This window comes from Devosia sp. P2_G7 (genome assembly GCF_056403495.1).
This window is the reverse complement of record NZ_JBFUFI010000006.1, coordinates 178,364-200,458: the sequence shown is the minus strand read 5'-3', so window position 1 is coordinate 200,458 and position 22,095 is coordinate 178,364. Positions and strand designations below refer to the sequence as shown.

Sequence of the window (22,095 nt, the reverse complement as noted above, 5' to 3'; positions counted from 1 at the left end):
TTCGCAACAAGAGATTGCCCGAACAATGATCACCCGCCGCCGCCTCGCTGTCCTGGCCCTCGCTGCGCTGGCCGGGATGACGACCTTGCCTGCCCTTGCACAGGGGAAGTTCAAGGTGGTGACGACCTTCACCATCATTGCCGACATCGCCCGCAACGTTGCCGGCGACGCGGCTGTGGTTGAATCGATCACCAAGCCGGGCGCCGAAATCCACGGCTACCAGCCGGGGCCGCGCGACATCGTCAGGGCGCAGGGCGCCAACCTGGTGCTGTGGAACGGCATGAACCTCGAACGCTGGTTCGAGAAGTTCTTCGACAATGTGAAGGACGTGCCCCAGGTCGTGGTCAGCGACGGCGTCGAGCCAATGAGCATCGGCGAGGGCCCCTACTCCGGCAAGCCGAACCCGCACGCCTGGATGTCGCCAAACAACGGACTGATCTACGTCGAGAACATCCGCAAGGCGCTGGTGCAGTACGACCCAACGAACGCCGCGACCTACAACGCCAATGCCGCCGCTTACTCGGCGCAGATCAAGGCGATGGATGCGCCGCTGCGCGCCCGGCTGGAGCAGATCCCGGTCGAGCAGCGCTGGCTCGTTACCAGCGAGGGGGCTTTCAGCTACCTGACCCGCGACTACCAGATGAAAGAACTCTACCTCTGGCCGATCAATGCCGACCAGCAAGGCACGCCGCAGCAGGTGCGCAAGGTCATCGACGCGGTGCGTGCGAACAAGATCCCGGTGGTATTTTCGGAAAGCACGGTGTCGGACAAGCCGGCCAAGCAAGTCGCCAAGGAAACCGGCGCCGCCTATGGTGGCGTCCTCTATGTCGACTCGCTCAGCGAAGCCGACGGCCCGACGCCGACTTATCTCAAGTTGCTCGAAGTTACCGTCGACACTATCGCCAAGGGGTTCGGGAAGTGACGCTTACCGCAAACGTGCCGCACGAGGCGTGGAACCCTGCCCCGCAGCCGAGCCTCGAGGTCGAGGGCGTCACCGTCGCCTATCCCAACGGCAATGTGGCGTTGCGCGACGCAACGTTCGGGCTCGGCGCCGGCACCATTGCCGGTCTCGTTGGGGTCAATGGCAGCGGCAAATCCACGCTGTTCAAGGCCATCATGGGCTTCGTACAGCCAATCGCCGGCGAGGTCCGGATCGCCGGACTGCCGGTGCGCGAGGCGCTGAAGCGCAACATCGTCGCCTATGTGCCGCAGGCCGAGGAAGTCGACTGGAACTTCCCCGTGCTGGTCGAGGACGTGGTGATGATGGGGCGGCAGGGTCATATGGGCTTTTTCCGCATGCCATCGGCGCGCGACCGCGAGCTGGTCGAGCAGTCGCTGGCCCGCGTCGGCATGAGCGACTATCGCAAGCGCCAGATCGGCGAGCTGTCGGGTGGGCAGAAGAAGCGGGTGTTCCTGGCTCGCGCCCTAGCGCAGGAAGGCCGCATCATCCTCCTCGATGAACCGTTCACCGGCGTCGACGTGCAGACCGAGGCAGCGATCATCACCCTGATGCGCGAACTGCGCGGCCAGGGCCAGCTGATGCTGGTCTCGACCCACAACCTCGGCAGCGTTCCCGATTTCTGCGACCAGGTGGTGCTGGTCAACCGCACCGTTCTCGCCTCCGGCCCAACAGCCGAAGTGTTCACGCAGGCCAACCTCGAGAAGGCGTTCGGCGGCGTGCTGCGGCACTTCCACCTCGCCGGCGAGGACCTCCACGACGACAAGGACCAGCGCCGCGTTACCGTGCTCACCGATGACGAGCGACCGGTGGTGTTTTACGGCGAGAACGGCGGCAGCAAGCCGGCCTCGCCCAGCAGGTCGCAGGACGAGAAATGATCGAAGACCTGCTTGTCCCCTTCACCTACGACTACATGGTCAAGGCGATGTGGGTGTCGGCACTGGTGGGCGCCGTCTGCGCCTTCCTCTCCGCCTACTTGATGCTCAAGGGCTGGTCGCTGATCGGCGATGCCCTCGGCCACGCGGTGGTGCCCGGCGTCGCGACGGCGTACCTGTTCGGCCTGCCCTACGCCGCCGGGGCGTTCGTTGCGGGCGGCCTCGCTGCAGCGTCGATGGTGCTGGTGCGGGCGCGGACTAAACTGAGGGAGGACGCCGTCATCGGCATCATATTCACCTCGTTCTTCGCGCTCGGCCTGTTGATCGTCTCGCTCAACCCCACCGCAGTCGACGTGCAGGCGATCGTCATGGGCAACATCCTCGGCATCTCCGACGGCGACGTCATCCAGGTGGTGATCATCTCGCTGGTCTCGCTGGCGATCCTTATCCTCAAGTGGAAGGACCTGATGCTGGTGTTCTTCGATGAGAACCACGCCCGCACCGTCGGCCTCAATCCGCGCCTGCTGCAGGTGCTGTTCTTCGCCCTGCTCGCCGCCTGTACCGTGGCGGCGTTACAGACCGTCGGCGCCATCCTCGTGATCGCCATGGTGGTGACACCGGGTGCCACGGCCTACCTCCTCACCGACCGGTTCCGGAACCTCATCATCATCGCCGTGGTGCTCGGCTCGGCCAGCGCAGCAATCGGCGCCTATGTCAGCTTCTTCCTCGATGGCGCGACCGGCGGGGTGATCGTCTCACTGCAGACGCTGCTGTTCCTCCTCGCGTTCTTCTTTGCCCCCAAGCACGGGCGCATCGCCGCCCGCCGCCGGGCGCTGCGCGAAGCGGGAGCAAACTGATGGACGCGCTCTACGCCTTCTTCGTCGAGCCGCTGACCTACGACTTCATGCAGCGCGCCCTGCTGGTCGCGATCCTTGTCGGCGCGGTCTCCGCCGTGCTGTCGTGCTTCCTGGTGCTGAAGGGCTGGTCGCTGATGGGCGACGCGATCTCGCACGCCGTGCTACCCGGCATCGTCATCGCCTATGTGATCGGGCTGCCGATCGCCATCGGCGCGTTCGTCGCGGGACTCTTTGCCGCGGTGAGCACGGGCTACCTGAAAGACAACAGCCGGATCAAAGAAGATACCGCAATGGGCATCGTCTTTACCGGCATGTTCGCAGTCGGTTTGGTGCTGTTTTCGCGCATCGAAACTGACCAGCACCTGAGCCATATCCTGTTCGGTGACATGCTCGGCGTCACCTGGCAGGACCTGATCGAGACCGCCATCATCGCGCTCGGCACGCTGCTCATCGTCCTCGCAAAACGCCGCGACTTCCTGCTCTATGCCTTCGATCCGCAACACGCCCGCGCCATTGGCCTGCCGGTCAAACTCCTCCACTACGGCCTGCTCGCGCTGCTCTCGATCACCATCGTCGCCTCACTGAAAGCCGTCGGTATCATCCTCGTCGTGGCCATGCTGATCGCCCCCGGCGCTATCGGCTTCCTCCTCGCCAAGCGCTTCGAAACGATGCTGGCCATCGCCATGACCGTCGCCATCGCCTCGGGCGTGCTGGGGACGCTGATCAGCTTCAGCATCAACGGCGCCACCGGACCCTGCATCGTGCTGATCCAGGCGGGAGTGTTCCTGCTCGCCCTGCTGTTCGCGCCGGGAAGCGGGATGCTCAGGAAGCGGATGGCGACACCGGCAGCCTAGTCCTCGATCGTGACTTCCGTGACCACCGACTTCGACAGCTGGCGCTCGCGTAGCCAGATGTAGAGGCCGGAGGCCATGACGATCGGGGCGCCGATGTAGATCCAGACGTCGGGCGGCTGGTTGAAGACGAGCCAGCTGGCTCCGGTCATGAAGAATATCTGCAGGTAACCGAACGGGGCCAGCACCGAGGCGGGGGCGTAGCGGTGCGCGGTGGTGATGAACAGGTGGCCGATCAGCGCCGCGACGCCGATGCCGGCAAAGCAACCCCAGATCAGCGGATCGGTCGGCCAGGTCCAGCCGCCCAACGAGAAGGGCAGCACGCAAACCGTCGCGACACCGGCGGCATAGAACTGCTGCGCCGAGGTACTGTCGACGCCGGCAAGGCGGCGGGTCGAGAGGTTGTAGAGCGCGCTGCAGACGGCTGTGCCCAGCGACAGCAGCACGGCCGGATGGAAGGCCTCGGTGCCCGGCCGCACGATGATCATCACGCCCAAGAAGCCGACGCCGATCGCCAGCCAGCGCCGCCAGCCGACCGTCTCACCTAGCAGCGGGATCGACAGTGCGCAGAGGATCAACGGCATGGTGAAGGAGATGGCCGAGGTGATGGTCAGTGGCAGGTAGACCACAGCGATGAAGTTGAAGATGGTCGAGCCGAGCAGGAACAGCCCACGCGCCACCTCGAGCTTCAGGTTCCGCGTCGCGACGAGCGCCTTGCGGTCGCGCGGCACGAAGAACGCAAGCACGAGGATGAACTGGCCGGCATAGCGGACGAACACCACCTCCATCGGAGGTAGCCCGGCCTGCACCATCAGTTTGGCGCAGCTGTCGATCACCGTGTAGCAGAACAGGGCAGCGATCATCAGGCCGATGGCGAATGGCCGGCGGTCCTCGACGGGTTTCACCACGCTGGCCACGGCTCAGTCCTCCACCGGCTCGACCGTGATCTGGCGATCCAGCTGGCGCTCGCGGAACCAGATGTAGACGCCTGAGCCGATGATGATCGGAGCGCCGACATAGAACCAGACGTCCGGTGGTTCGGCGAAGATCAGCCAGCTCGCCAGCGCCAGCAGCAGCAGTTCGGTGTAACTGAACGGCGCCAGCGCCGAGGGTGGGGCGAAGCGATGCGCGATGGTGTTGAGCTGGTGTGCGATCATGCCGGTGACGCCGATGGCGATGAACGCGAACCAACCTGACCCGGTGCTCGGCCACACCCAGCCGTTAAAGGCGAACGGGGTGATGCAGGTCAGCGCGATCAGGCCGGAATAGACCTGCTGCGTCGCGGCGGAGTCGACGCCTGCGAGCTTGCGGGTGATGATCGAGTAGAACGCCGCCGAGAGCGCACCGGCGAGGCAGATCAGCGAGGCCGGATGGAACGCCTCGGTGCCGGGGCGCACGATGATCAGGATGCCGACAAAGCCGGCGCCGACGGCGGCCCAGCGGCGCCAGCCGATGGTCTCGCCGAGCAACGGGCCGGAGAGCGCTGTCACCATCAGGGGCATGGTGAACATCAGCGCGCCGGTCACCGTCAACGGCAGGAAGCGCATGGCGAGGAAGTTGGCGCCGGTTACGCCAAGCAGGCACAGCCCCCGCAGCAGTTGCAGCTTCCAGTTCCGCGTGACGAACAGCCCGCGCTGCATCGGCGCGAACAGCGCGATCGCCAGCGCCACGTGGATGGCATAGCGGACAAAGACGATCTCGGTCAGGGGAATGCCGATGACGGAGAGGTACTTGGCTGAGGTATCGAGCGTGGCAAAGAACAGCTGCGAGAACAGCAGGATGCCGATGCCGAGATTGCGGCGCTCCTCGACGGGGGCGATGGTGGAAGTCATTGGCTGGTCCGGAGGCCGCGAAGATCTGCGGCGGCAGGATCACCAAAGGGCGCGCCGCCCCGGCCTGTCAATGGCGCGGCGGCGGCAAACGGTTCAGTTGAACTAAAGTCTGGCGCCTGCTGCGCCGGCGCCGCGGTCGACATAGCGGCGTGCGAGTACGAACAGGGCAAACAGGAGCGCGGTCGAGCCGATGTCGCCCACGAGGCTGTAACCCCAGAACGGAATGGCTGCCACGTAGCACGCTACCAGCCCATCTATCCCGAAGCCGTAGTAGCCGCCCAGATAGACGCCGAAATTCGAGATGACGAAGAACGCGAGGCTCGCGAGGAACGCGGCTCCGCCCAGTCGGACAACCGAAAGCTGCCGAAGCAGGCCGCGGCCGATAAAGGTGCCGGCCAGCATGCCGGCATAGGTGAACAGCGCCGAGCTGTGCCAGCCGAGGACGAGGTCGGATAGCGCCATCACCGCAAGAGGGATCAGCGCCGCGAGCCACGGACTGCGGGAGGCGTAGGCGCCGAGCAGCGTTACGCCGACGACGGCCGTGACATTGGGCGGGTGCGGGATCACCCGGCTCAGCACGCCGACAACGATCAATCCTAGGGCCAGTCGTTCGCTATTGGTCACGGGCTTCTCCTCCACCGATTGTCGGGCGAACGCCGTGAAGGGTCAACTGCCCAGTGCGTCTCAGGCCGCCGTAGCGGCGCGGTTCTCGGCAGCGAAGGCATCGCAATAGACCATGCGCTCGTGGTCTCCGGTGGCCTTGGCCTGATGGATGCCCCATTGCTGCAGGCTATCCATCAGCGGCGCCAGCGACAGACCGAGTTGCGTGGCGCTGTACTCGACATGCGGCGGCGCGGCGGCAAACACCGTGCGGGTGATCAGCCCGTGCTCCTCCATCTCGCGCAGTTGCTGCACCAGCACCTTTTGCGAAATGCCTGGAATGCCGCGCTGCAGCTCGGACAGCCGCTGTGGGCCGGCGAGGACGTGGAACAGGATATAGAGTTTCCAGCGCCCGCCGATGATCTGCAGGGTGCGTTCGAGGGGCCAGGTCGAGAGCCGGTTCATCGCATTCTCCAAGCGCACCAGCCGGTGCGTATGACACCAGAAAGTCTGTAGCGGGCTCGGCTCGATATCGGAACAAGGGACGCATTCGACAAGGAGAGTTCCATGCAGGTGGTTTCGATTTCGCAGTTCGGTGGTCCCGGTGAGTTGCAGGTCCGCGAGGTGCCGATGCCGGTCGCCGGCCGCGACCAGGTGCTGATCAGGGTGGCGTCAATCGGGCTGAACCTCGGCGACGCCATCATCCGCTCCGGTCGTTCGGGACTGCAGCTGCCGATGCCCTTTATCCCGGGCGGCGAGGTTGCAGGTACCGTCATCGCCCTCGGAGATGGCGTCAGCGGGCTGGCGATCGGCGACCGGGTGCTCGGGGCGATCTTCGCCGAGCCACGGCTCGATGGCGGCTATGCCGAGCATGTAGCGCTCGCGGCGGACGTGGCGTTTAAACTGCCGGCCGCCGTATCGTTCGATGCGGCGGTGTCGCTGGCCGTGCAGGGGCTGACGGCGGAGCAACTGCTGGCGCGCCATCCGGCCGCCAGCAAACGCGTGCTGGTCCACTCTGCGGCCGGCGGGGTTGGCCAACTACTGGTACGTCTGGCTCGGCTCGCCGGTGCCGCGCGGGTCGTCGGAACGGTAGGCGATGCGGCCAAGGTCGATGCGGCGTTGGCGGCAGGCGCGGACCAGGTCGTGGTTTCCGCCTCGGGCTGGGCCGAACAGGCACCCGGCCCATACGACGTGATCTTCGATGCGATGGGCGGCGAGGTCAGCACCGCGAGCCTGCCGCTGCTGGCACCCGAGGGACGCTACGCCGTCTATGGCGGCGCCAGCGGCGCCTATCCCGGCTTCACCCCGGCGCAGATGGCCGGCGTCACCGCCGCGGCGCAGACCATTTCCGGCTTCTCACTGTGGTCCCTGCTCGGCGATCCCGCACGTCGCGGCCCTACCCTGCAGGCCTCGTACGATCGGCTGTTCGCGGCCGTCGCCGACGGCACGCTCGGCGTCGACATCGGCCACCGTTTTCCGCTGGCCGATGCCGCCGATGCGCATCGCCTGATCGAGAGCCGGGCCTCGATCGGCAAGATCGTGCTGGTGCCCTGAGGCCCGGGTTGGCGACGCTCAGTGCGTCGCCAGTTCCTTGCGCTGCTGCTCGGACACCGTTGCGAGGTCCAGCACCTTCTGCAGTTCCGCCGCGTGGCGGAAGCTCGGCTCCTGCATCTTGCCGGTCCGCACCGCTTCGGCGAAGCGCTGGTAGTTGGTCGGCACGGGCGGCACTTCCATCTCTTCCCAGGTGCCGCTCTCGACGTTGTCGCCGAGGCAGACGCGCAGGCGCGAGCCGTCGTGGCGGTGCTGCACTTCGACCCCGCCCTTCTCGCCATAGACGCGCAGGCGCAGTTCGTTCATGTGGCCGGTGGCCCAGCGGCTGGCATGGATCACGCCCAGCGCGCCATTGTCGAAGTCCACCGCCATGGTGAAGCTGTCATTGGCGTCGAGTTCGTACTCGCCGATCTTGTTGCCATCAGCCTTGTCGAAAGTCTTCAGCCGCGCGAACACGTGCTCGATCTCGAGCCCCGAGCCATACGAGGCGAAATCGAGGATGTGCACGCCGATGTCGCCCAGCACGCCGTTCGAGCCGTGCTTCTTCGACAGCCGCCACAGCCACTGGCTTTCCGTGCGCCAGTCGCCCCAGGCCTTCGACACCAGCCAGCTCTGCAGGTAGCTCGACTCGACGTGCTTGACCGCGCCGATAGCGCCGGACAGCACAATCTCGCGGGCCTTCTGCAATTGCGCGACGTTCCGGTAGGTCAGGTTGACCATGTTGATCAGCCCGGCCTTCTCGGCAACGTCGACCATCTCGAAGGCCTTGGTCGCGTCGGTCGCCAGCGGCTTCTCGCAGAACACGTGCTTGCCGGCCTTCAGCGCCGCGATCGAAGTCGCGTGGTGGATCGAGTCCGGCGTGACGTTGGCCACCGCATCGAACTCACCCCAGGCGATCGCCGCGTCGAGCGAAGCGAAGCCGTTCGGGATGTTGTGCGTGGTGTTGAACTTCTCGAGCCGGTTCGGATCGACGTCGACGCCGCCGACCAGGGTCACCCCGTCGATGGCGGCGAAGTGCTTGGCGTGCTGGGCGGCCATGCCGCCGGTGCCGAGGATGAGCATTCGCATGTTGGTGTTCCCTAGAGAGTCGGACGCGCGAAGCGTCGCGGAGAGTTCGTTCATATCCGGTGTTCCTTGCGGTCGAGATCGGCGACGAGCGCCAGATCGAGGATCTTCTGCAGCCCCGCGGCGTGGCGGAAGCCCGGCTCCGTCTGAACGCCGGTTCGCACGGCCTCGACGAAGCGCTGGTAGTTGGTCTGCACTGGCTCGGCCTTCACTTCGCGCCAGGTCGAGGTGGCCACGTCCTCGCCCGCACATACGCGCAGCAGAGAACCCCAGTGCCCGTGGCTGAGTTCCAGCCCGCCCTTGTTGCCATAAACACGCAGCCGCTGGTCGTTCGAGTGGCCCGAGGCCCAGCGCGACGAGTGGATGGTGCCGATGGCGCCGTTGGCGAACTCGGCGCTGATGATGAAGCTGTCGTTGGCGTCGAGCACGTACTCGCCGATGCGGTCGCCCGGCACCTTCTGGAAGGTCTGCAGCCGGCTGTTCATTGCAACGATCGGCTGGCCGATGGCGAAAGTGGTGAAATCGATGATGTGAATGCCGATATCGCCGACCGTGCCGTTCGAGCCGTGACCCTTGCTCAGGCGCCACAGCCACGGACCGGGATCGTTGAAATCGCGCAGCGCCACCCAGTGCTGCAGGTAGCTCGCCTCGACATGCTTCACCTCCCCAATCGTGCCCGCCGCGGTGATTTCGCGGGCTTTGTGGAGTTCGGCGACGTTCCGGTAGGTCAGGTTGACCATATTGATCAGGCCGGCCTGCTCCGCTGCCTCGACCATTTCCATGGCCAGCCCATAGCTCGGTGCCAGCGGCTTTTCGCAGAACACGTGCTTGCTGGCGGCCAGCACTTTCAGCGTCGTCGGGTGGTGGATCGAGTCCGGTGTGATGTTGTCCACCGCATCGAAATCGCCCCAGGCTAGCGCATCGTCCAGCGAGGCGAACCGGTTGGCGATCCCGAATGTGTCGGCAAAGCTGTTGAGATTCTCGGCGACGGGATCGACGGCGCCTACCATTTCCACGCCATCGATGGCCTGGAAGGCTTTCGCGTGATTGATGGCCATTCGGCCAGTGCCGAGCATCAGCAGGCGCATCGTCAAGGTCGTCCGTAACAGAATGGCGTGGGGCCGCCCGAAGGCGGCCCTGGTGTCAGATCATTTCGGGTGGTGCGTCAGCTTGGCGCCGCGCTCGACGATGTGCTCGATTGCCTTGTCCACCGGAGTATTCGGCGCCTTCAAGAGGTGCGCGTGGTTGTCCGGGTTGTAGGCCCAGTTCACCGCGTTGCGGATGACCTTGCCGACGGTGGCGTCGTGGTAGGTCGGATAGGTTTCGTGGCCGGGACGGAAGTAGAAGATGTTGCCGGCGCCGCGGCGGTAGGTGAGGCCCGAGCGGAACACTTCGCCGCCCTGGAACCACGAGACGAACACCGTCTCCAGCGGCTCGGGAACCGAGAACGGCTCGCCGTACATCTCTTCGTTCTCGAGCTCGAAATAGGCCGGCAGGCCCTTGGCGATCGGGTGGCCCGGGTTCACCACCCAGATGCGCTCACGTTCGCCGGCTTCGCGCCAGTGGAGGTTGGCCGGCGTGCCCATCAAGCGCTTGAACACCTTCGAGTGGTGGCCGGAGTGGAGCACGATCAGCCCCATGCCTTCCCAGACGCGCTGCACCACACGCTCGACGATCTCGTCCTTCACCTCGCCATGCGCCGCGTGGCCCCACCAAACCAGCACGTCGGTGTTGGCGAGCTTGTCGACGGTCAGGCCGTGCTCGGCGTCCTGCAGCGTCACGGTCGAGGTGACGATATTCTTGTCTTCGCCGATCAGCTTGGCGATCTGGCCGTGCATGCCGATGGGGTAATTCTCAGCCACGGCCTTGTTCTTCTGCTCGTGGACATTCTCGCCCCAAATGGTGGCTCTGATCGGCATGGGTCAACTCCTTGAATTCGTGGAAAGGGCCGGACGACGGCTCCGGCCCCAGGCTTCGAACATATCTTCCAAAGCGGTTTGAACTTTGAAGCGATTCACTGCATCGGCTTGCCGTGAATGGCAAGCAAGTGCGTCAAAAATCGGTTGCCCTGCGGCAATTTTGCCGCCGGGCGGAACGTCAGCTGAATATCGTCAGTTCTTGACCGGCTTACCGGCCTTGTCGAAGCGGTAGACCTTGCCCGGAATTGGAGCGATCGAGATTGCCGCATCGGGCTGGTGCATGTGGGTGCCTTCCTGGCGCACGATGATCGGATCGCCGCCGGCGCCGATATCGACATAGACATAGCTGTCCGAGCCGAGGCTTTCGGAGTGCACGACCTTGCCCTTCCAGGCGCCGTCGCGATCGGCGATCTCGATATGCTCGGAACGGACGCCGATGGTATTGGCGCCGAACTTCGAAGCGATCTCGCCATTGAGGAAGTTCATCTTGGGCGAGCCGATGAAGCCCGCGACGAACAGCGACTGCGGGTTCTCATAGAGCTCCAGCGGCGTGCCGACCTGCTCGACTAGCCCGTCGCGCAGCACGCAGATGCGGTCGGCCAGCGTCATCGCCTCGACTTGGTCGTGCGTGACGTAGACCATGGTGGCGCTGTTCATCGCGTGATGGAGCTTGGCGATCTCGAGCCGGGTGGCGACGCGCAGCGCCGCGTCGAGGTTGGAAAGCGGCTCGTCGAACAGGAACACCTTGGGGTCGCGCACGATGGCCCGGCCGATGGCGACGCGCTGGCGCTGCCCGCCGGAGAGCTGCTTGGGCAGGCGGCTCAGGTACGGGGTGATCTGCAACAGCTCAGCCGCCTTCTCCACCCGCTCCTTGATCGTTTCCTTGCTCGACTTGGCGAGTTCCAGGCCGAACGCCATGTTCTCGTAAACCGTCATGTGCGGGTAGAGCGCGTAGGACTGGAACACCATCGCGATGCCACGCTTAGAGGGCGCCAGCGCGTTCACCAGTGTGCCGTCGAAGGTCATCTCGCCCGAGGTGATGTCCTCGAGGCCGGCCATCAGACGCAGCAGCGTGGACTTGCCGCAGCCGGACGGGCCGACGAAGACCATGAACTCGCCCGAGAAGATTTCGAGATCTACGCCCTTGATGACGTCGACGAGGCCGAAGGACTTCTTGATGTTCTTGAGTTCGATATGCGCCATGGAATTTAGCCCTTTACGCCGCCGGCGGTCAGGCCGGAAATGATCTTGCGCTGGAAGATGAGGACGAGGACGACCAGTGGGACGGTGACGATCACCGATGCCGCCATGATGTTGCCCCACGGAATTTCGTACTGGCTGCCGCCCGACAGCAGCGCGATGGCTACCGGCACGGTGCGGGTGTTGTTCGACGAGGTGAAGGTCAGGGCGAACAGGAACTCGTTCCAGGCCGCGATGAAGGCCAGGAGGCCCGTCGTCACGAGCGCCGGCCACAGCAGCGGCAGGAACACGCGCCAGATGATGATCCACGGGGTCGCCCCGTCGACGATTGCCGCCTCTTCGATCTCGATCGGCAGGTCACGCATGAAGGTTGTAAGCACCCACACGGTGAACGGCAGCGTGAAGATCGTGTAGCTGAAGATCAGCGCCCACGGCGTGTTGTAGATGCCCAGGAAGCGGATCACCTCGAACAGGCCGGCGAGCACCGCGATCTGCGGGAACATCGAGACCGCGAGGATGGTCATCAGCAGCAGCCCCCTGCCCCGGAACCGCACGCGGCTCAGCGCGAACGACGCGGTGATGGCGAGGAACAGCGCCGCCAGCACCGTCACCGAGGCGACGAAGATCGAGTTCAGGAGGTTCCGCGGGAAGCTGCCGGTGGTCAGCACCGAGAGATAGTTCTCGATCGAGAACGAGGTCGGCCAATAGCTGACCCGGAACAGGTCGGTGCCGGATTTGAAGCTGGTGAGGATCGCGTAATAGAACGGGAAGATCGACACCACGACGATGAAGATGACGAGCGCGTAGAACGCCGTCCGCTTGGCAATTGCCCAAAGGTCAAGGGTCATCAGCGGTCTCCCCCGTCGAACCGTACCTTGCCCAGCCAGATATAGAGCGCGGTCATCACCGCAATCAGCAGGAACAGGAAGGTGGATTGCGCCGAGCCGTAAGCGAACTTGTCGAAGTCGAAGAGGTTCTCGCGCGAGATCACCGACATGGTCTTGGTGGCCGCGCTGTTGGGCGTCAGCACGTAGATCAGGTCGAAGATGCGCATGGCGTCGAGCAGGCGGAAGATCACCGCCACCATCAGCGCCGGCCGTACCAGCGGCAGCGTCACCTTGAAGAATACCTTCACCGGGTGCACGCCATCGATCTCGGCCGCCTCGTAGATATCCTTGGGGATCATCTGCAGGCCGGCGAGGATCAACAGCGCCATGAACGGCGTGGTCTTCCAGATATCGACGATCAGCACCGCGGTCATCGCCGTATCCGCGGAGGCGGTCCAGGCGATCTTGTGGCTGATCAGCCCCAGCTTCATGAACAGGTCGTTGATGATGCCGAACTGGTCGTTGAGCATCCACGACCACATCTTGGCCGAAACGATCGTCGGGATCGCCCACGGGATCAGGATGGCGGCGCGAACGATGCCGCGGCCCTTGAATTCCGCGTTGAGCACCAGCGCCACGACCATGCCGAGCACCGTCTCGAGTGTGACCGACACCACCGCGAAGCGCAGCGTATTGCCCACCGCGTTCCACCAGGCGGGATCGACCAGGAGGCCGGAGAACACGGTGCGGCCGCTCTTCAGGGTGGTCCAGCTCAGGTAATTCTTGAAGCCTACGAACTGCGCCTCATAGAGGTTGGTCAGCGAGGCATTGGTCAGCGAGAAATAGATCGTCCGGAGCAGCGGCCACCCAGCCACCACGGCGAGCGCCGCGAGCATCGGGAGCAGGAACCACATCGCCGCGCCGACGCGGGACTTGAGCAGTTCGGACTGAATCTTGGGCTGGGTCCGGACAACCGGTCCGGCTGTGGCTTCGACGGTCATGGGGGCGGTCTTCCTGCTGCAGAAGAGGAGGAGACGGCGCGGGCAACCCGAAACGGATCGTCCGCGCCAATCGTCAGAACGAAAGCCTTACCAGGCGTCGCCCTTGAGCTCGGTCAGCTTAGCTTCCAGGAGCTCGAGGTTCTCGGCACCGGTGCCGTTGCCCGACAGCGTATCATGCACGGCCGACCAGAACAGCGAGGAGACCTCGTTGTACTTCACCTTGGTCGGAGCCGACGGACGCGGCACGGCATTCTGGAACACTTCCTTCCAGTTCGGGATGATCGGCTGGGCAGCCGCAACATCGGCGTCGTCATAGAGCGAGACGATCGTGGGCAGGTTGGACTGCTTGATCGCGCGTTCCTTCTGCACTTCGGTCGACGACAGGAACAGGGCGAGCTTGATCGCCTCTTCCGGGGCCTTGGAGTACTTCGACACAGCGACGTTCCAACCACCGAGGGTTGCGGCCGAGCGAGCACCCTCGCCCTCGCCCATCGGCAGCGGCACCACGTCGAACTTGCCCTTCACGGCGGAGTCGTCGCCATTGCCGAGCTGGTAGGCATACGGCCAGTTGCGCATGAACACGGCATTGCCGAGCTGCCACACGCCGCGGCTTTCTTCTTCCTGGTAGGCGAGGACGCCGGCCGGAGAGATCGTGCCGACCCAGCCCTTGACCATGTCGATGGCCGCAGCGGCCTTTTCGTTGTTGATCGAGATGGTGCCATCGGGCTCGACGATCTGGCCGCCGCCGTTCGACATCACCCACTCGAGGGCGTTACAGGTCAGGCCTTCGTAGGCGTTGCCCTGGAACACGAAGCCCTGCATGTCCGGATTGCCGGCAGCGCGCTCCTTGTCCTGGATTTCCTGTGCGGTGGCAGTCAGCTCGGCCCAGGTCTTGGGCGGCGTCTTGCCGTACTTCTCGAGCAGGTCCTTGCGGTAGTAGAGCGCCGGGGCGTCGGTGAAAGCGGGCAAAGCGACGAGCTTGCCGTTCACGGTCTGCGACTCGATGATCGAGGGGAAGTGGTTCGCCACCACGTCCTTGGCGGCATCGGTCAGGTCGAGGAACTGGTCCGCCAGCTGCGGAGCCCAGATCACGTCGGTCTGGTAGACGTCGATATCGGAGTTGCCGGCCGCGAGCCACAGCTTGTACTGGCCGAACTGGTCGGTGGTCGAGGACGGCATCGGGACCACGGTCACCTTGTTGCCGGTCTCGGCTTCGAAGCGGTCGAGCTGCGAGCGCAGGAACTCGAGGCCATTGCCGGTATCGCCCGAAACGATCGAGAGATCGGCGGCCTGGGCAGCCACGACGCCGAGCGTGGCGCTGGCAAGCAGGGCCGCGATCAGGGACTTCATTCTCATTATTCTTCCTCCCAAAGGACAAACATGACCGGGAGGCAGCCAAAGGCGATCGACGCCGAGGCGGCGTTGATCGGCACTAGTTCCTCCCACAAAAACACTCCGGAAAGCGAGCAGTTCGCCCCGCTAAAGTCTTCCAAAGCGCTTTGAATGAAACCTACCCAAATGGACGAAATCCTGTCAAGCGGGATTCAGCCGCCATTCCTTAACATCGGCATTGCCGGCGCAAATTATCCTTTGATAACAGCATGTTGCATTGGCACATCTGTTAACGCTCGAAAACTAGCGCCGTCTGGCCTGAGGTACGAACCTCAGAAATGTTAGTATGAACGCGCCACTTGCGTTTGCGATTCAAATCGCTTTGAATGGCGCACTTGTGGAGGAGGACGTCCGGCATTGGGCTCCGGTCCGGGGCTTGGTTCGCGAGCGGAAACCGCCGCGTGCCGCAGTTGGGCGAGTACGCATTTGGTGATGAAACTCAAAGACTTGGCCGCAGAGCTGGGGCTGTCGCAGACGACGGTCAGCCGTGCTTTGAACGGCTTTCCGGAGGTCAATGAGGCGACCCGCCAGCGCGTCAGCGAGGCCGCCCACCGCTTGGGCTATCGCCCCAATGTCAGTGCCCGCCGTCTCGCTACCGGGCGTGCCGGCGCCATCGGCGTCACCCTGCCGCTGCAGCGCTCGATGCATTTCGGCCCGCATACGTCCGAATTCCTCTCCGGCATCAGCGAACGGCTGGCCCAGCACGAGATCGACATCGTCGTTACCCCGATCGATGCTGATGATGAAGTCCCGGTGTTCCGCCGTCTTGCCGCCAGCAAGCGCGTCGACGCCCTGGTGCTCTCGGCCCCGACCCCGAATGACCCGCGCATCGCCGCGCTCACCGAGCTCGGCATGCCTTTCCTGCTGCACGGCCGCTGCGAAGTGAACGTCCCGCACGCCTGGCTCGACATCGACAACGAGGGCGCGTTTCGCCGCGCCACCAGCCACCTGCTCGATCTCGGCCATCGCCACATCGCCATGATCAACGGACCCGAGGACCAAACCTTCGCCATCCACCGCGACCGCGGTTTCCGCAGCGCGCTCCAGGCGCGCGGGCTGACCGCGGATCCGCAACTGATCGGCGGCGGCCGTTTCACCGACGAAAACGGCTTCCGCCTCGCCCAGGCCTTCCTCGAGCGCCGCCCGCGTCCCACCGCCTTCCTCGCCGGCTCGATGATGACCGCGCTCGGCGTGTTCCGCGCCATCCGCCTCGCCGGCCTCGAGCTCGGCAAGGACGTGTCAATGATCGCCCACGACGACGTCTTCCCCTATCTCAACGCCGACAACATGGTCCCCTCGATGTCGACCACCCGTTCCTCGATCCGCGCCGCCGGCGCGCGCATCGCCGAACTGCTGCTGCAGATGCAGGACGGCAAGCCGGTGGCGTCGATCCATGAGCTGTGGCCGGTGGAACTGGTGCTGCGCGAGTCGACGGGGCCGGCGCCGAAGTAGCGCTAGCCGCTCGGCATTAAGCCGGCGCGCGGATCGTTGACCTGCCAGGCGATCACCGTGGCGCTGTCAGTTCCACCGAGGGCGTGAACGTCGTCCAGCATCCGTGACACCGAACCGCCCAGCCCTGCATCGGACAACAGCGCCTGGCTAAAGGCCGCCGCATCCTCATAAGGCCGGTGCGCGACCTCGAGCAGCCCGTCGGTGATCATCGCGATGGTACTCAACCCCTGCCTCAGTTCGCGAACGCCGCTCGAAAAGCACGGCACTTCGAGCGCCAAGCTGCTGCGCTCGCCGACCCACTCGAAGTAGTTGCGGACGGTCAGCGTATGCTGGCCCAGCCGCTGCAGATCGGGGTGCAGCAGGTAGAGCGCGTTGTCGCCGATCGACAGCCAGTACAGATAGCTGCCGTGCTGGTAGCAGACGAGGCACGCCGTCTCGCCGCGCACCTTCGCCATGCGTTCTCGCGCGGACAGCAGCAGGCGCGACACGGCTGCCTGCACCTCGATGATGTGGGAGGGTTCCGGCCGCCCCATCAGGGCAGCGAGCTCCGCCCTGCTTTCCGCAAACAGCCCGAGCACAGCGTCGGCACTGGCGGAGCTCGCATGCGCGTCGCAGAGGACGGCGAAGACCCAGTCCTCCCCGGCCCAGACCAGCGCAGCGTCTTCGTTCTTCTTCGCCCCGAAGGCCGCGTTGCCGCCGTAGAGCCCGACGGTGACCCGGCCGGCGGCTTGGATACGCGGACCATCGAGGCATGGATCGACGCTGCCGCTCCAGACATAGGCCTGCATCATCACCCCCTCCGCTCGGGCACGACGATGGGGTCGACCCGCCGGGGTGTCAACGACCGGCCGCTAGCCTCGCCCACACGTCGCATCGAGCTTCGGCACCAGCCATTCCAGCGCCGGGACGATCTGCTGCTGCCAGGTGTCCCAATAATGCCGCCCCGGCCCCACCCGCAGCGTCGTGTCGATGCTCAGCTGCCTGAGGCCGCTGTGATACTCCACGGCTGCCGCGATAAGGTCGGGGAAGTCGTCGTCGCCGATGGTGAAATAGAACGCTGGCTTGTTCTCCGCCCGCCGCAGCTGCGGCATCAGTGTGAACGCGTTGGCGGCGTTGAACCGGTTGCGATCGAACGGCGCGCCGAAGACGTTGCGATAGAGGTCCGGGATCCAACGGCTGCGCGGATCATTCTTCTCCAGCGGCTTGTGCAGCGCTCCGGCAAAGCTCATCGCCGCCGCGTAAGTGTCGGGGTGGTTGATCACCTGCAGCACTGCCCCAACCCCGCCCATCGATACGCCGCCGATCGCCCTCCCCTCACGGCACTTCGCCGTCGGGAGCTTCTTGTCGATGGCTGCCACGAGGTCAGTCGCGAACGCCGTGTCGATCAACCCGAAGCCACCCGGATCGGGGTTGTCCACGTACCAGCTATCCCCCGCCCCCGGCGCCACCACTACGAGTGGTGGAATCCGCCCATCGGCAATCGCCCGGTCGAGGATCGGTGCCAGGTTCCCCCAGGTGAACCAGTCGCCATCCGCCCCGGTCATCCCGTGCAGCAGATACACCACCGGCCAGCGCTCACCCTCGGCCGGCGCCGGAAACGGCGTGTAGACGGCATACGGGATCGGCCGCCCCAGCGTCGGGCTCTCCGCCTCGAGCCCAAACTCCACGATCCCAGCGCCGAACGCTGCGGAGCCGGCAAACACCATCGCGGCCGCGCCAAGCGCAGCCAGAAATTTCAGTTTCAAGTTGATCCCCTCAGATCGCCGGTATGCGGCGGATTCCATGTTTGAAAGCATGCAGGAAAACGTTTTCCTAATTGCATCCTACCGGTGCCGGTCGCTCCGGGCAACTGGCCGAAAGGTGGGGGATGAGCGTGCCACACGCGCGATGCCCATCTCTCCCTTGGCGGGTGAGAGATGGCCGAGAGGCCGGGTGTCAAACCGCCCGCAGCAGCCTCAGATGATTGTCGAAGTTCAGCTCGAACGTCGTCAGCGGCGCAGGTGAACCGGCAAAGCCGCCGAGCACGCCTTCCCCGCTTGAGGCCAGAAATCCGACCGTGTCCGGGGCGATGCCGCAGCCGTTCTCGAGGCCGAGGCTGGCGACGACTGTGGCGGTGTCCGGGTCGATGGCGAGGATGGTGCTCCCCTCCGGCGACGACACGCCGATCAGCCCGCCATCGGCGGAGGCGGCGACCGAGCCGATGTAGTTGCGCAGTTCCCCCAGCGTCGCATCAGGCAGCTCGATCAGCCGGATCTCGCCGTCACGTGTCGCATAGCCCACCAGTTGCGGGCGATCGGCCGAGGGACCGCGGAACTGGCAGCCGAACCAGGCCCTGCCTTTGTGGTCGAACGCCATGTGCCGGATCGACAGCTGGTGCAGCCCGCCATCGAGCCGCAGCTGCCCGATCAAATCGCCCGAACGCCGGTCGACGAAGGCGATGGACGGGTCCATCGTCTCGATATTGAGCTCGGTCCGCCCATAGTCCGGATGCGTCTCGATCCCACCATTGGCGACAACGAACGTCTCGCCGTCCGGCATCAGCAGCATCTCGTGCGGGCCGGTGCCATAGGTGTCGAACTCGCCGATCCGCTTGTAGCCGCCGGCAACGTCATAGATGCCGATCACGCCGCGGGCGTTGTCGAAGTCGTTCTCGGTCGCATAGAGGAGCTTGCCGTCCGGCGAGAACGCGCCGTGGCCGAAGAAGTGCCGGCCCTCGATGCTGGTCAGCGTCAGCGGCGGCGTGCTGCCTTTGGGGTCGAAGATCACCGCAAAGGTGCCTGGCTGGCGGGCGAACACCACCCCCTGGCCCGTGGTCGGCGAGAAGGTGATGTCGTGGCCGCGATCGGGCAGCTCGACAGTCGAGATCACCGAGCCGGCCTCGTTCACCAGCGCCGCGGCAAAACCGCCCTCACGCTTCTGGATCGAGGAGGCGAAGACCATCTCGGCCCGCTCCAGCGCCTCGGCCCGTCGCGGCAGCAGCGACGCGGCGAACCCCGCCCCCGCTGCCTTGAGGAATGCCCGACGCTGCCACATCGTCAGTCTCCGTCGAGCGACGAGAACCCGACCGACAGGCCAAGCGCCGCCGCGAGGTTCTCGCCGAGGATGGTGTCGAGCGACTGGGTCACGATCACCAGGTAATCCAGCGCCTTCTTCTGCTTAGGGTCGGCCAGCGCCTGCTCGACCGGCTGGGTGACTACCTTGCCCGCCCGTTCGGCATTGCCGAACTCGAAGCTGGCGCTGTTGCCGACCCAGAGCTGGTCTGGCGTCGTCGCCTCGGCGATACGGGACTTTTCGAGCAAGGCTCTGAGGCCTTCGAAATTGGCGTTGATCGACGGCACCGTCATGCCGGAGCGCCAGAACAGCGCCGATTTCGGCTTCGGCGCCGCGCCATCGCGACCAAGGAACGGCAGCAGCCGCTGATCGCGGATCGCCTCGGTGCCGTGGGCGAGGAGCCCGGTCAACGCCTCGGCCACCTCGCGAAAACTGCGATAGTCCGGATCGCTTTCGGACGGCGCCAGCAGCCGCTTCGAAATGCCCTCGGGGTCGTTCCACTCGGCCGAGAGCTGCGCCGCCATGTCAGCCTGCAGCGTCGCGGCGGCGAGTGCGTAGCGGCAGCGGAAGGCCCATTGCGGCGTTTCCAGTTGCTCTGCCCCGGTGCCGAACAGCAGGAACTCCAGCGCTCCCAGCCCCTGCACCGCCACGCTCTTGATCGCGAGCTTGGTTGGATCGGCTGCGTCCCAATCGGGCTCGGCGAGGATCCCCTGCACCTGCTTCAGCGCGATGCCCTTGCGGTCGGGCCAGAACAGGATCTTGTCGTAGCGGTTCTCGCTCATCAGCGGCCCGAGCCGGTAGAGCTCGACCCGCGACCACGCCACCACCGTCGATTTGAACTGCGCCCGTGCTGCCTCAAGCCCGGTGTCCGAAGGCGCCAGGCAGAGCCCGCCGACACTGATCGTCAGCGCCGCCGTCTCCTCGGCATACTGCGCAAAACCCGGCCGGATCGCCTCGGTGATCGCTAGCGACACCACTTGCTCCGCCGTGAGCTTCTGCTCCTCAGCCATCGCCGGCATCGCAATCAGCGCCAGAACGAGGGCAAGCAGTACGCGCATCACAGTGACCCCAAGAAGGCCAGCAGATCATCGCGCTGCGATTTCGGCATGTTTGCGAACGCGTCGCGCGATTTCTGCGCCTCACCGCCATGCCAGAGAATGGCCTCGGTCAGGTTGCGCGCCCGCCCGTCATGCAGGAACTCGGTGTGCCCGGACACCGTCTCGGTCAGCCCGATTCCCCACAGCGGCGGCGTCTTCCACTCGTAGCCATCCGCATCGCCTTCCGGCCGGTTGTCCGCCAGCCCCTCGCCTAGATCGTGCAACAGCAGATCAGTGTAGGGCCATATCAACTGGAACTTGTGCGCCTTGGTTGGCGCGTCCCGCGAGGTCACGTATTTCGGCGTGTGGCAAGCGGTGCAATTGGCCTCGTAGAACGCCTGCTTGCCGCGCAGCACCTGCGGCTCCCCGACATCGCGCCGCTGCGGCACGCCGAGGTTCTGCGAGTAGAACGTCACGAGATCAAGCACCGGATCGGGCGCCTCGGACGGGCCCAGCCGGGCCTGCTCGCCGGTCGGCGCCGCGAGGCACTCGGCTTCGGCGGCCGTGCAATCGCCATGCGGCTTCATCACCAGCGGCGTCGCGATACCGATATCGCCGGCAAATGCATCGGCCGACTGGGCCCGAATGCTCGCCGCCCCGGCCTTCCAGCCGAACCGACCCAGCTTGCGCTGCCCGCTCACCGAGTCGAGCACGATGTTCGCCCGACCCGAAATGCCATCCCCGTCACGGTCGTCCGGGTCAACCTTCGCCAGGATGTCCTCGGCAGGAACCTGCTCAAGCAGGCCCAACCCGATCATCTGCGGCGAGACGCGCGGGCTGAGCATCACATCGTCGGCCATCGGCCCGTAGGCGAGATCGGTCACCGAGTAAGTCGGCCGCCTGAGCGTCACCACCGTGCCATCGCCGAGTGTCACCGACTCGTCGGCATAGCTGATCGCCATCTTGCCCTCGGGCTTCACGCCCTGAACGGCGAAATCCTGCAGCTGGCCGCCATAGGTCGGCTCGGCGATCACCTTGGCGCCATCGGCCAGCGCCTGCTTGTCCGCATCGCTATGCGGCGGGACCGACAGGCGGAGGAACATCGAGACGGCATCGTCGCCATTGCCCGACGGCGTATGTCCGCGCCCGTCCTTCAGGTGGCAGTTCTGGCAGCCGCGCGCATTGAAGATCGGCCCCAGCCCGTCCGAGGCCTCGGTCGAGGATGGTGACGAGACCCAGAGCTTGCGGAACAACGCGTTGCCGAGCTTGAACTCACTCTCCTGCTCGAAGGTGAGGTTGGCCGACGAGAACGAGAAGATGTCCTGGTTGACGCGCTTCTTGATCGTGCCTGCCCCACCGGGCAACTGCTCGAAGTTCTCAGGCTTGGTAAAATCGCTGGTCAGCGCCGTGACGCTCTGGACCCGCTTCAGGTCCTTGGGCGTCAAATCGGTACGGGTCCCGCCATCGCTGGCGACGGCGAGACCCGCGATAAGGGTTATGACCAGGAACGCGGTCAAGCGCTTGTGCATGTCTCGCACCCTAGGCTTCCCGGCCACAGACCGGATGAAATGCGGCGCCACGGATTCTTTCAACCCGCGACGCCGAGAAAACTATGGAAAACGCTCGT

At 65.1% G+C, this 22,095-nt stretch carries 22 protein-coding genes; 6 read left to right on the top strand and 16 right to left on the bottom strand.

What is annotated here, in order from left to right:
- The first annotated feature begins 25 nt into the window (after positions 1 to 25).
- The 4 genes from AC1DWU_RS12295 to AC1DWU_RS12280 are packed head-to-tail and all read left to right on the top strand — an operon-like array spanning position 26 to position 3,544.
- The gene (locus tag AC1DWU_RS12295) at positions 26 to 922 is read left to right on the top strand and encodes a metal ABC transporter substrate-binding protein (protein ID WP_477150269.1); all 897 of its coding nucleotides are present in this window, start codon (positions 26 to 28) and stop codon (positions 920 to 922) included.
- Entirely contained in the window at positions 919 to 1,836 is a 918-nt protein-coding gene (locus tag AC1DWU_RS12290) for a manganese/iron ABC transporter ATP-binding protein (RefSeq protein WP_477150268.1), read from the top strand. The genes AC1DWU_RS12295 and AC1DWU_RS12290 overlap by 4 nt, the downstream gene beginning before the upstream one ends.
- Positions 1,833 to 2,690, top strand: coding sequence for a metal ABC transporter permease (locus AC1DWU_RS12285; protein ID WP_477150267.1), 858 nt, complete (start codon positions 1,833 to 1,835; stop codon positions 2,688 to 2,690). Before AC1DWU_RS12290 ends, AC1DWU_RS12285 begins: the two co-directional genes overlap by 4 nt.
- Positions 2,690 to 3,544, top strand: coding sequence for a metal ABC transporter permease (locus AC1DWU_RS12280; protein ID WP_477150266.1), 855 nt, complete (start codon positions 2,690 to 2,692; stop codon positions 3,542 to 3,544). The genes AC1DWU_RS12285 and AC1DWU_RS12280 overlap by 1 nt, the downstream gene beginning before the upstream one ends.
- On the opposite strand, the gene AC1DWU_RS12275 is transcribed toward AC1DWU_RS12280, so the two are convergent.
- The 4 genes from AC1DWU_RS12275 to AC1DWU_RS12260 form a co-directional block, all read right to left on the bottom strand.
- Positions 3,541 to 4,458, bottom strand: a complete 918-nt coding sequence (locus tag AC1DWU_RS12275) for a DMT family transporter (protein WP_477150265.1) — start codon at positions 4,456 to 4,458, stop codon at positions 3,541 to 3,543. The genes AC1DWU_RS12280 and AC1DWU_RS12275 overlap by 4 nt on opposite strands.
- Before the next feature lie 3 nt (positions 4,459 to 4,461).
- Entirely contained in the window at positions 4,462 to 5,373 is a 912-nt protein-coding gene (locus AC1DWU_RS12270) for a DMT family transporter (protein WP_477150264.1), read from the bottom strand.
- A 102-nt stretch (positions 5,374 to 5,475) separates the two neighbouring features.
- The gene (locus tag AC1DWU_RS12265; protein WP_477150263.1) at positions 5,476 to 5,997 is read right to left on the bottom strand and encodes a DUF6580 family putative transport protein; all 522 of its coding nucleotides are present in this window, start codon (positions 5,995 to 5,997) and stop codon (positions 5,476 to 5,478) included.
- 60 nt (positions 5,998 to 6,057) lie between these two features.
- The gene (locus tag AC1DWU_RS12260) at positions 6,058 to 6,438 is read right to left on the bottom strand and encodes a winged helix-turn-helix transcriptional regulator (protein WP_477150262.1); all 381 of its coding nucleotides are present in this window, start codon (positions 6,436 to 6,438) and stop codon (positions 6,058 to 6,060) included.
- Between the two features lie 102 nt (positions 6,439 to 6,540).
- Between AC1DWU_RS12260 and AC1DWU_RS12255 the strand changes: the two genes are divergently transcribed.
- A complete protein-coding gene (locus AC1DWU_RS12255; RefSeq protein WP_477150261.1) occupies positions 6,541 to 7,527 on the top strand; it encodes a quinone oxidoreductase family protein in 987 nt (328 codons plus the stop codon).
- An 18-nt stretch (positions 7,528 to 7,545) separates the two neighbouring features.
- Here AC1DWU_RS12255 and AC1DWU_RS12250 read toward each other — a convergent pair whose 3' ends face one another.
- The 7 genes from AC1DWU_RS12250 to AC1DWU_RS12220 all read right to left on the bottom strand — a co-directional run bounded on the left by AC1DWU_RS12250 (position 7,546) and on the right by AC1DWU_RS12220 (position 14,886).
- Positions 7,546 to 8,592 carry a Gfo/Idh/MocA family protein gene (locus AC1DWU_RS12250; protein WP_477150260.1) on the bottom strand — a complete coding sequence of 349 codons (1,047 nt, stop codon included), beginning with the start codon at positions 8,590 to 8,592 and terminating at the stop codon, positions 7,546 to 7,548.
- A 50-nt stretch (positions 8,593 to 8,642) separates the two neighbouring features.
- Complete coding sequence (locus AC1DWU_RS12245) at positions 8,643 to 9,677, bottom strand: Gfo/Idh/MocA family protein (RefSeq protein WP_477150259.1); 1,035 nt, start codon at positions 9,675 to 9,677, stop codon at positions 8,643 to 8,645.
- 60 nt (positions 9,678 to 9,737) lie between these two features.
- Entirely contained in the window at positions 9,738 to 10,508 is a 771-nt protein-coding gene (locus AC1DWU_RS12240; RefSeq protein ID WP_477150258.1) for a ThuA domain-containing protein, read from the bottom strand.
- 192 nt (positions 10,509 to 10,700) lie between these two features.
- Positions 10,701 to 11,711: an ABC transporter ATP-binding protein gene (locus AC1DWU_RS12235; RefSeq protein WP_477150257.1), complete on the bottom strand. Its 1,011-nt coding sequence runs from the start codon at positions 11,709 to 11,711 to the stop codon at positions 10,701 to 10,703.
- 5 nt (positions 11,712 to 11,716) lie between these two features.
- Positions 11,717 to 12,556, bottom strand: coding sequence for a carbohydrate ABC transporter permease (locus AC1DWU_RS12230; protein ID WP_477150256.1), 840 nt, complete (start codon positions 12,554 to 12,556; stop codon positions 11,717 to 11,719).
- A complete protein-coding gene (locus AC1DWU_RS12225) occupies positions 12,556 to 13,449 on the bottom strand; it encodes a carbohydrate ABC transporter permease (RefSeq protein WP_477150354.1) in 894 nt (297 codons plus the stop codon). Before AC1DWU_RS12225 ends, AC1DWU_RS12230 begins: the two co-directional genes overlap by 1 nt.
- A 174-nt stretch (positions 13,450 to 13,623) precedes the next feature.
- A complete protein-coding gene (locus tag AC1DWU_RS12220; RefSeq protein WP_477150255.1) occupies positions 13,624 to 14,886 on the bottom strand; it encodes an ABC transporter substrate-binding protein in 1,263 nt (420 codons plus the stop codon).
- A 474-nt stretch (positions 14,887 to 15,360) separates the two neighbouring features.
- On the opposite strand from AC1DWU_RS12220, the gene AC1DWU_RS12215 reads away from it, so the two are divergent.
- Complete coding sequence (locus AC1DWU_RS12215) at positions 15,361 to 16,380, top strand: substrate-binding domain-containing protein (RefSeq protein WP_477150254.1); 1,020 nt, start codon at positions 15,361 to 15,363, stop codon at positions 16,378 to 16,380.
- 2 nt (positions 16,381 to 16,382) lie between these two features.
- Here the strand turns inward: AC1DWU_RS12215 and AC1DWU_RS12210 are convergent, their stop codons facing one another.
- The 5 genes from AC1DWU_RS12210 to AC1DWU_RS12190 all read right to left on the bottom strand — a co-directional run bounded on the left by AC1DWU_RS12210 (position 16,383) and on the right by AC1DWU_RS12190 (position 21,997).
- Entirely contained in the window at positions 16,383 to 17,171 is a 789-nt protein-coding gene (locus AC1DWU_RS12210) for a PP2C family serine/threonine-protein phosphatase (protein ID WP_477150253.1), read from the bottom strand.
- A 60-nt stretch (positions 17,172 to 17,231) separates the two neighbouring features.
- Positions 17,232 to 18,125: an alpha/beta hydrolase gene (locus AC1DWU_RS12205; protein WP_477150252.1), complete on the bottom strand. Its 894-nt coding sequence runs from the start codon at positions 18,123 to 18,125 to the stop codon at positions 17,232 to 17,234.
- Positions 18,126 to 18,315: 190 nt separating this feature from the next.
- The gene (locus AC1DWU_RS12200; protein WP_477150251.1) at positions 18,316 to 19,413 is read right to left on the bottom strand and encodes a DUF1513 domain-containing protein; all 1,098 of its coding nucleotides are present in this window, start codon (positions 19,411 to 19,413) and stop codon (positions 18,316 to 18,318) included.
- A gap of 2 nt (positions 19,414 to 19,415) precedes the next feature.
- A complete protein-coding gene (locus AC1DWU_RS12195) occupies positions 19,416 to 20,489 on the bottom strand; it encodes an imelysin family protein (protein WP_477150250.1) in 1,074 nt (357 codons plus the stop codon).
- A complete protein-coding gene (locus tag AC1DWU_RS12190; RefSeq protein ID WP_477150249.1) occupies positions 20,489 to 21,997 on the bottom strand; it encodes a di-heme oxidoreductase family protein in 1,509 nt (502 codons plus the stop codon). The genes AC1DWU_RS12195 and AC1DWU_RS12190 overlap by 1 nt, the downstream gene beginning before the upstream one ends.
- Positions 21,998 to 22,095: the final 98 nt, after the last annotated feature.

Coding starts and splice junctions, on each gene's coding strand:
- AC1DWU_RS12295 (WP_477150269.1), top strand. CDS start 26: ATGATCACCCGCCGCCGCCTCGCTGTCCTGGCCCTCGCTGCGCTGGCC.
- AC1DWU_RS12285 (WP_477150267.1), top strand. CDS start 1,833: ATGATCGAAGACCTGCTTGTCCCCTTCACCTACGACTACATGGTCAAG.
- AC1DWU_RS12280 (WP_477150266.1), top strand. CDS start 2,690: ATGGACGCGCTCTACGCCTTCTTCGTCGAGCCGCTGACCTACGACTTC.
- AC1DWU_RS12270 (WP_477150264.1), bottom strand. CDS start 5,373: ATGACTTCCACCATCGCCCCCGTCGAGGAGCGCCGCAATCTCGGCATC.
- AC1DWU_RS12260 (WP_477150262.1), bottom strand. CDS start 6,438: ATGAACCGGCTCTCGACCTGGCCCCTCGAACGCACCCTGCAGATCATC.
- AC1DWU_RS12255 (WP_477150261.1), top strand. CDS start 6,541: ATGCAGGTGGTTTCGATTTCGCAGTTCGGTGGTCCCGGTGAGTTGCAG.
- AC1DWU_RS12250 (WP_477150260.1), bottom strand. CDS start 8,592: ATGCGAATGCTCATCCTCGGCACCGGCGGCATGGCCGCCCAGCACGCC.
- AC1DWU_RS12245 (WP_477150259.1), bottom strand. CDS start 9,677: ATGCGCCTGCTGATGCTCGGCACTGGCCGAATGGCCATCAATCACGCG.
- AC1DWU_RS12240 (WP_477150258.1), bottom strand. CDS start 10,508: ATGCCGATCAGAGCCACCATTTGGGGCGAGAATGTCCACGAGCAGAAG.
- AC1DWU_RS12235 (WP_477150257.1), bottom strand. CDS start 11,711: ATGGCGCATATCGAACTCAAGAACATCAAGAAGTCCTTCGGCCTCGTC.
- AC1DWU_RS12230 (WP_477150256.1), bottom strand. CDS start 12,556: ATGACCCTTGACCTTTGGGCAATTGCCAAGCGGACGGCGTTCTACGCG.
- AC1DWU_RS12225 (WP_477150354.1), bottom strand. CDS start 13,449: ATGTGGTTCCTGCTCCCGATGCTCGCGGCGCTCGCCGTGGTGGCTGGG.
- AC1DWU_RS12220 (WP_477150255.1), bottom strand. CDS start 14,886: ATGAAGTCCCTGATCGCGGCCCTGCTTGCCAGCGCCACGCTCGGCGTC.
- AC1DWU_RS12215 (WP_477150254.1), top strand. CDS start 15,361: ATGAAACTCAAAGACTTGGCCGCAGAGCTGGGGCTGTCGCAGACGACG.
- AC1DWU_RS12210 (WP_477150253.1), bottom strand. CDS start 17,171: ATGATGCAGGCCTATGTCTGGAGCGGCAGCGTCGATCCATGCCTCGAT.
- AC1DWU_RS12200 (WP_477150251.1), bottom strand. CDS start 19,413: ATGTGGCAGCGTCGGGCATTCCTCAAGGCAGCGGGGGCGGGGTTCGCC.
- AC1DWU_RS12195 (WP_477150250.1), bottom strand. CDS start 20,489: ATGCGCGTACTGCTTGCCCTCGTTCTGGCGCTGATTGCGATGCCGGCG.
- AC1DWU_RS12190 (WP_477150249.1), bottom strand. CDS start 21,997: ATGCACAAGCGCTTGACCGCGTTCCTGGTCATAACCCTTATCGCGGGT.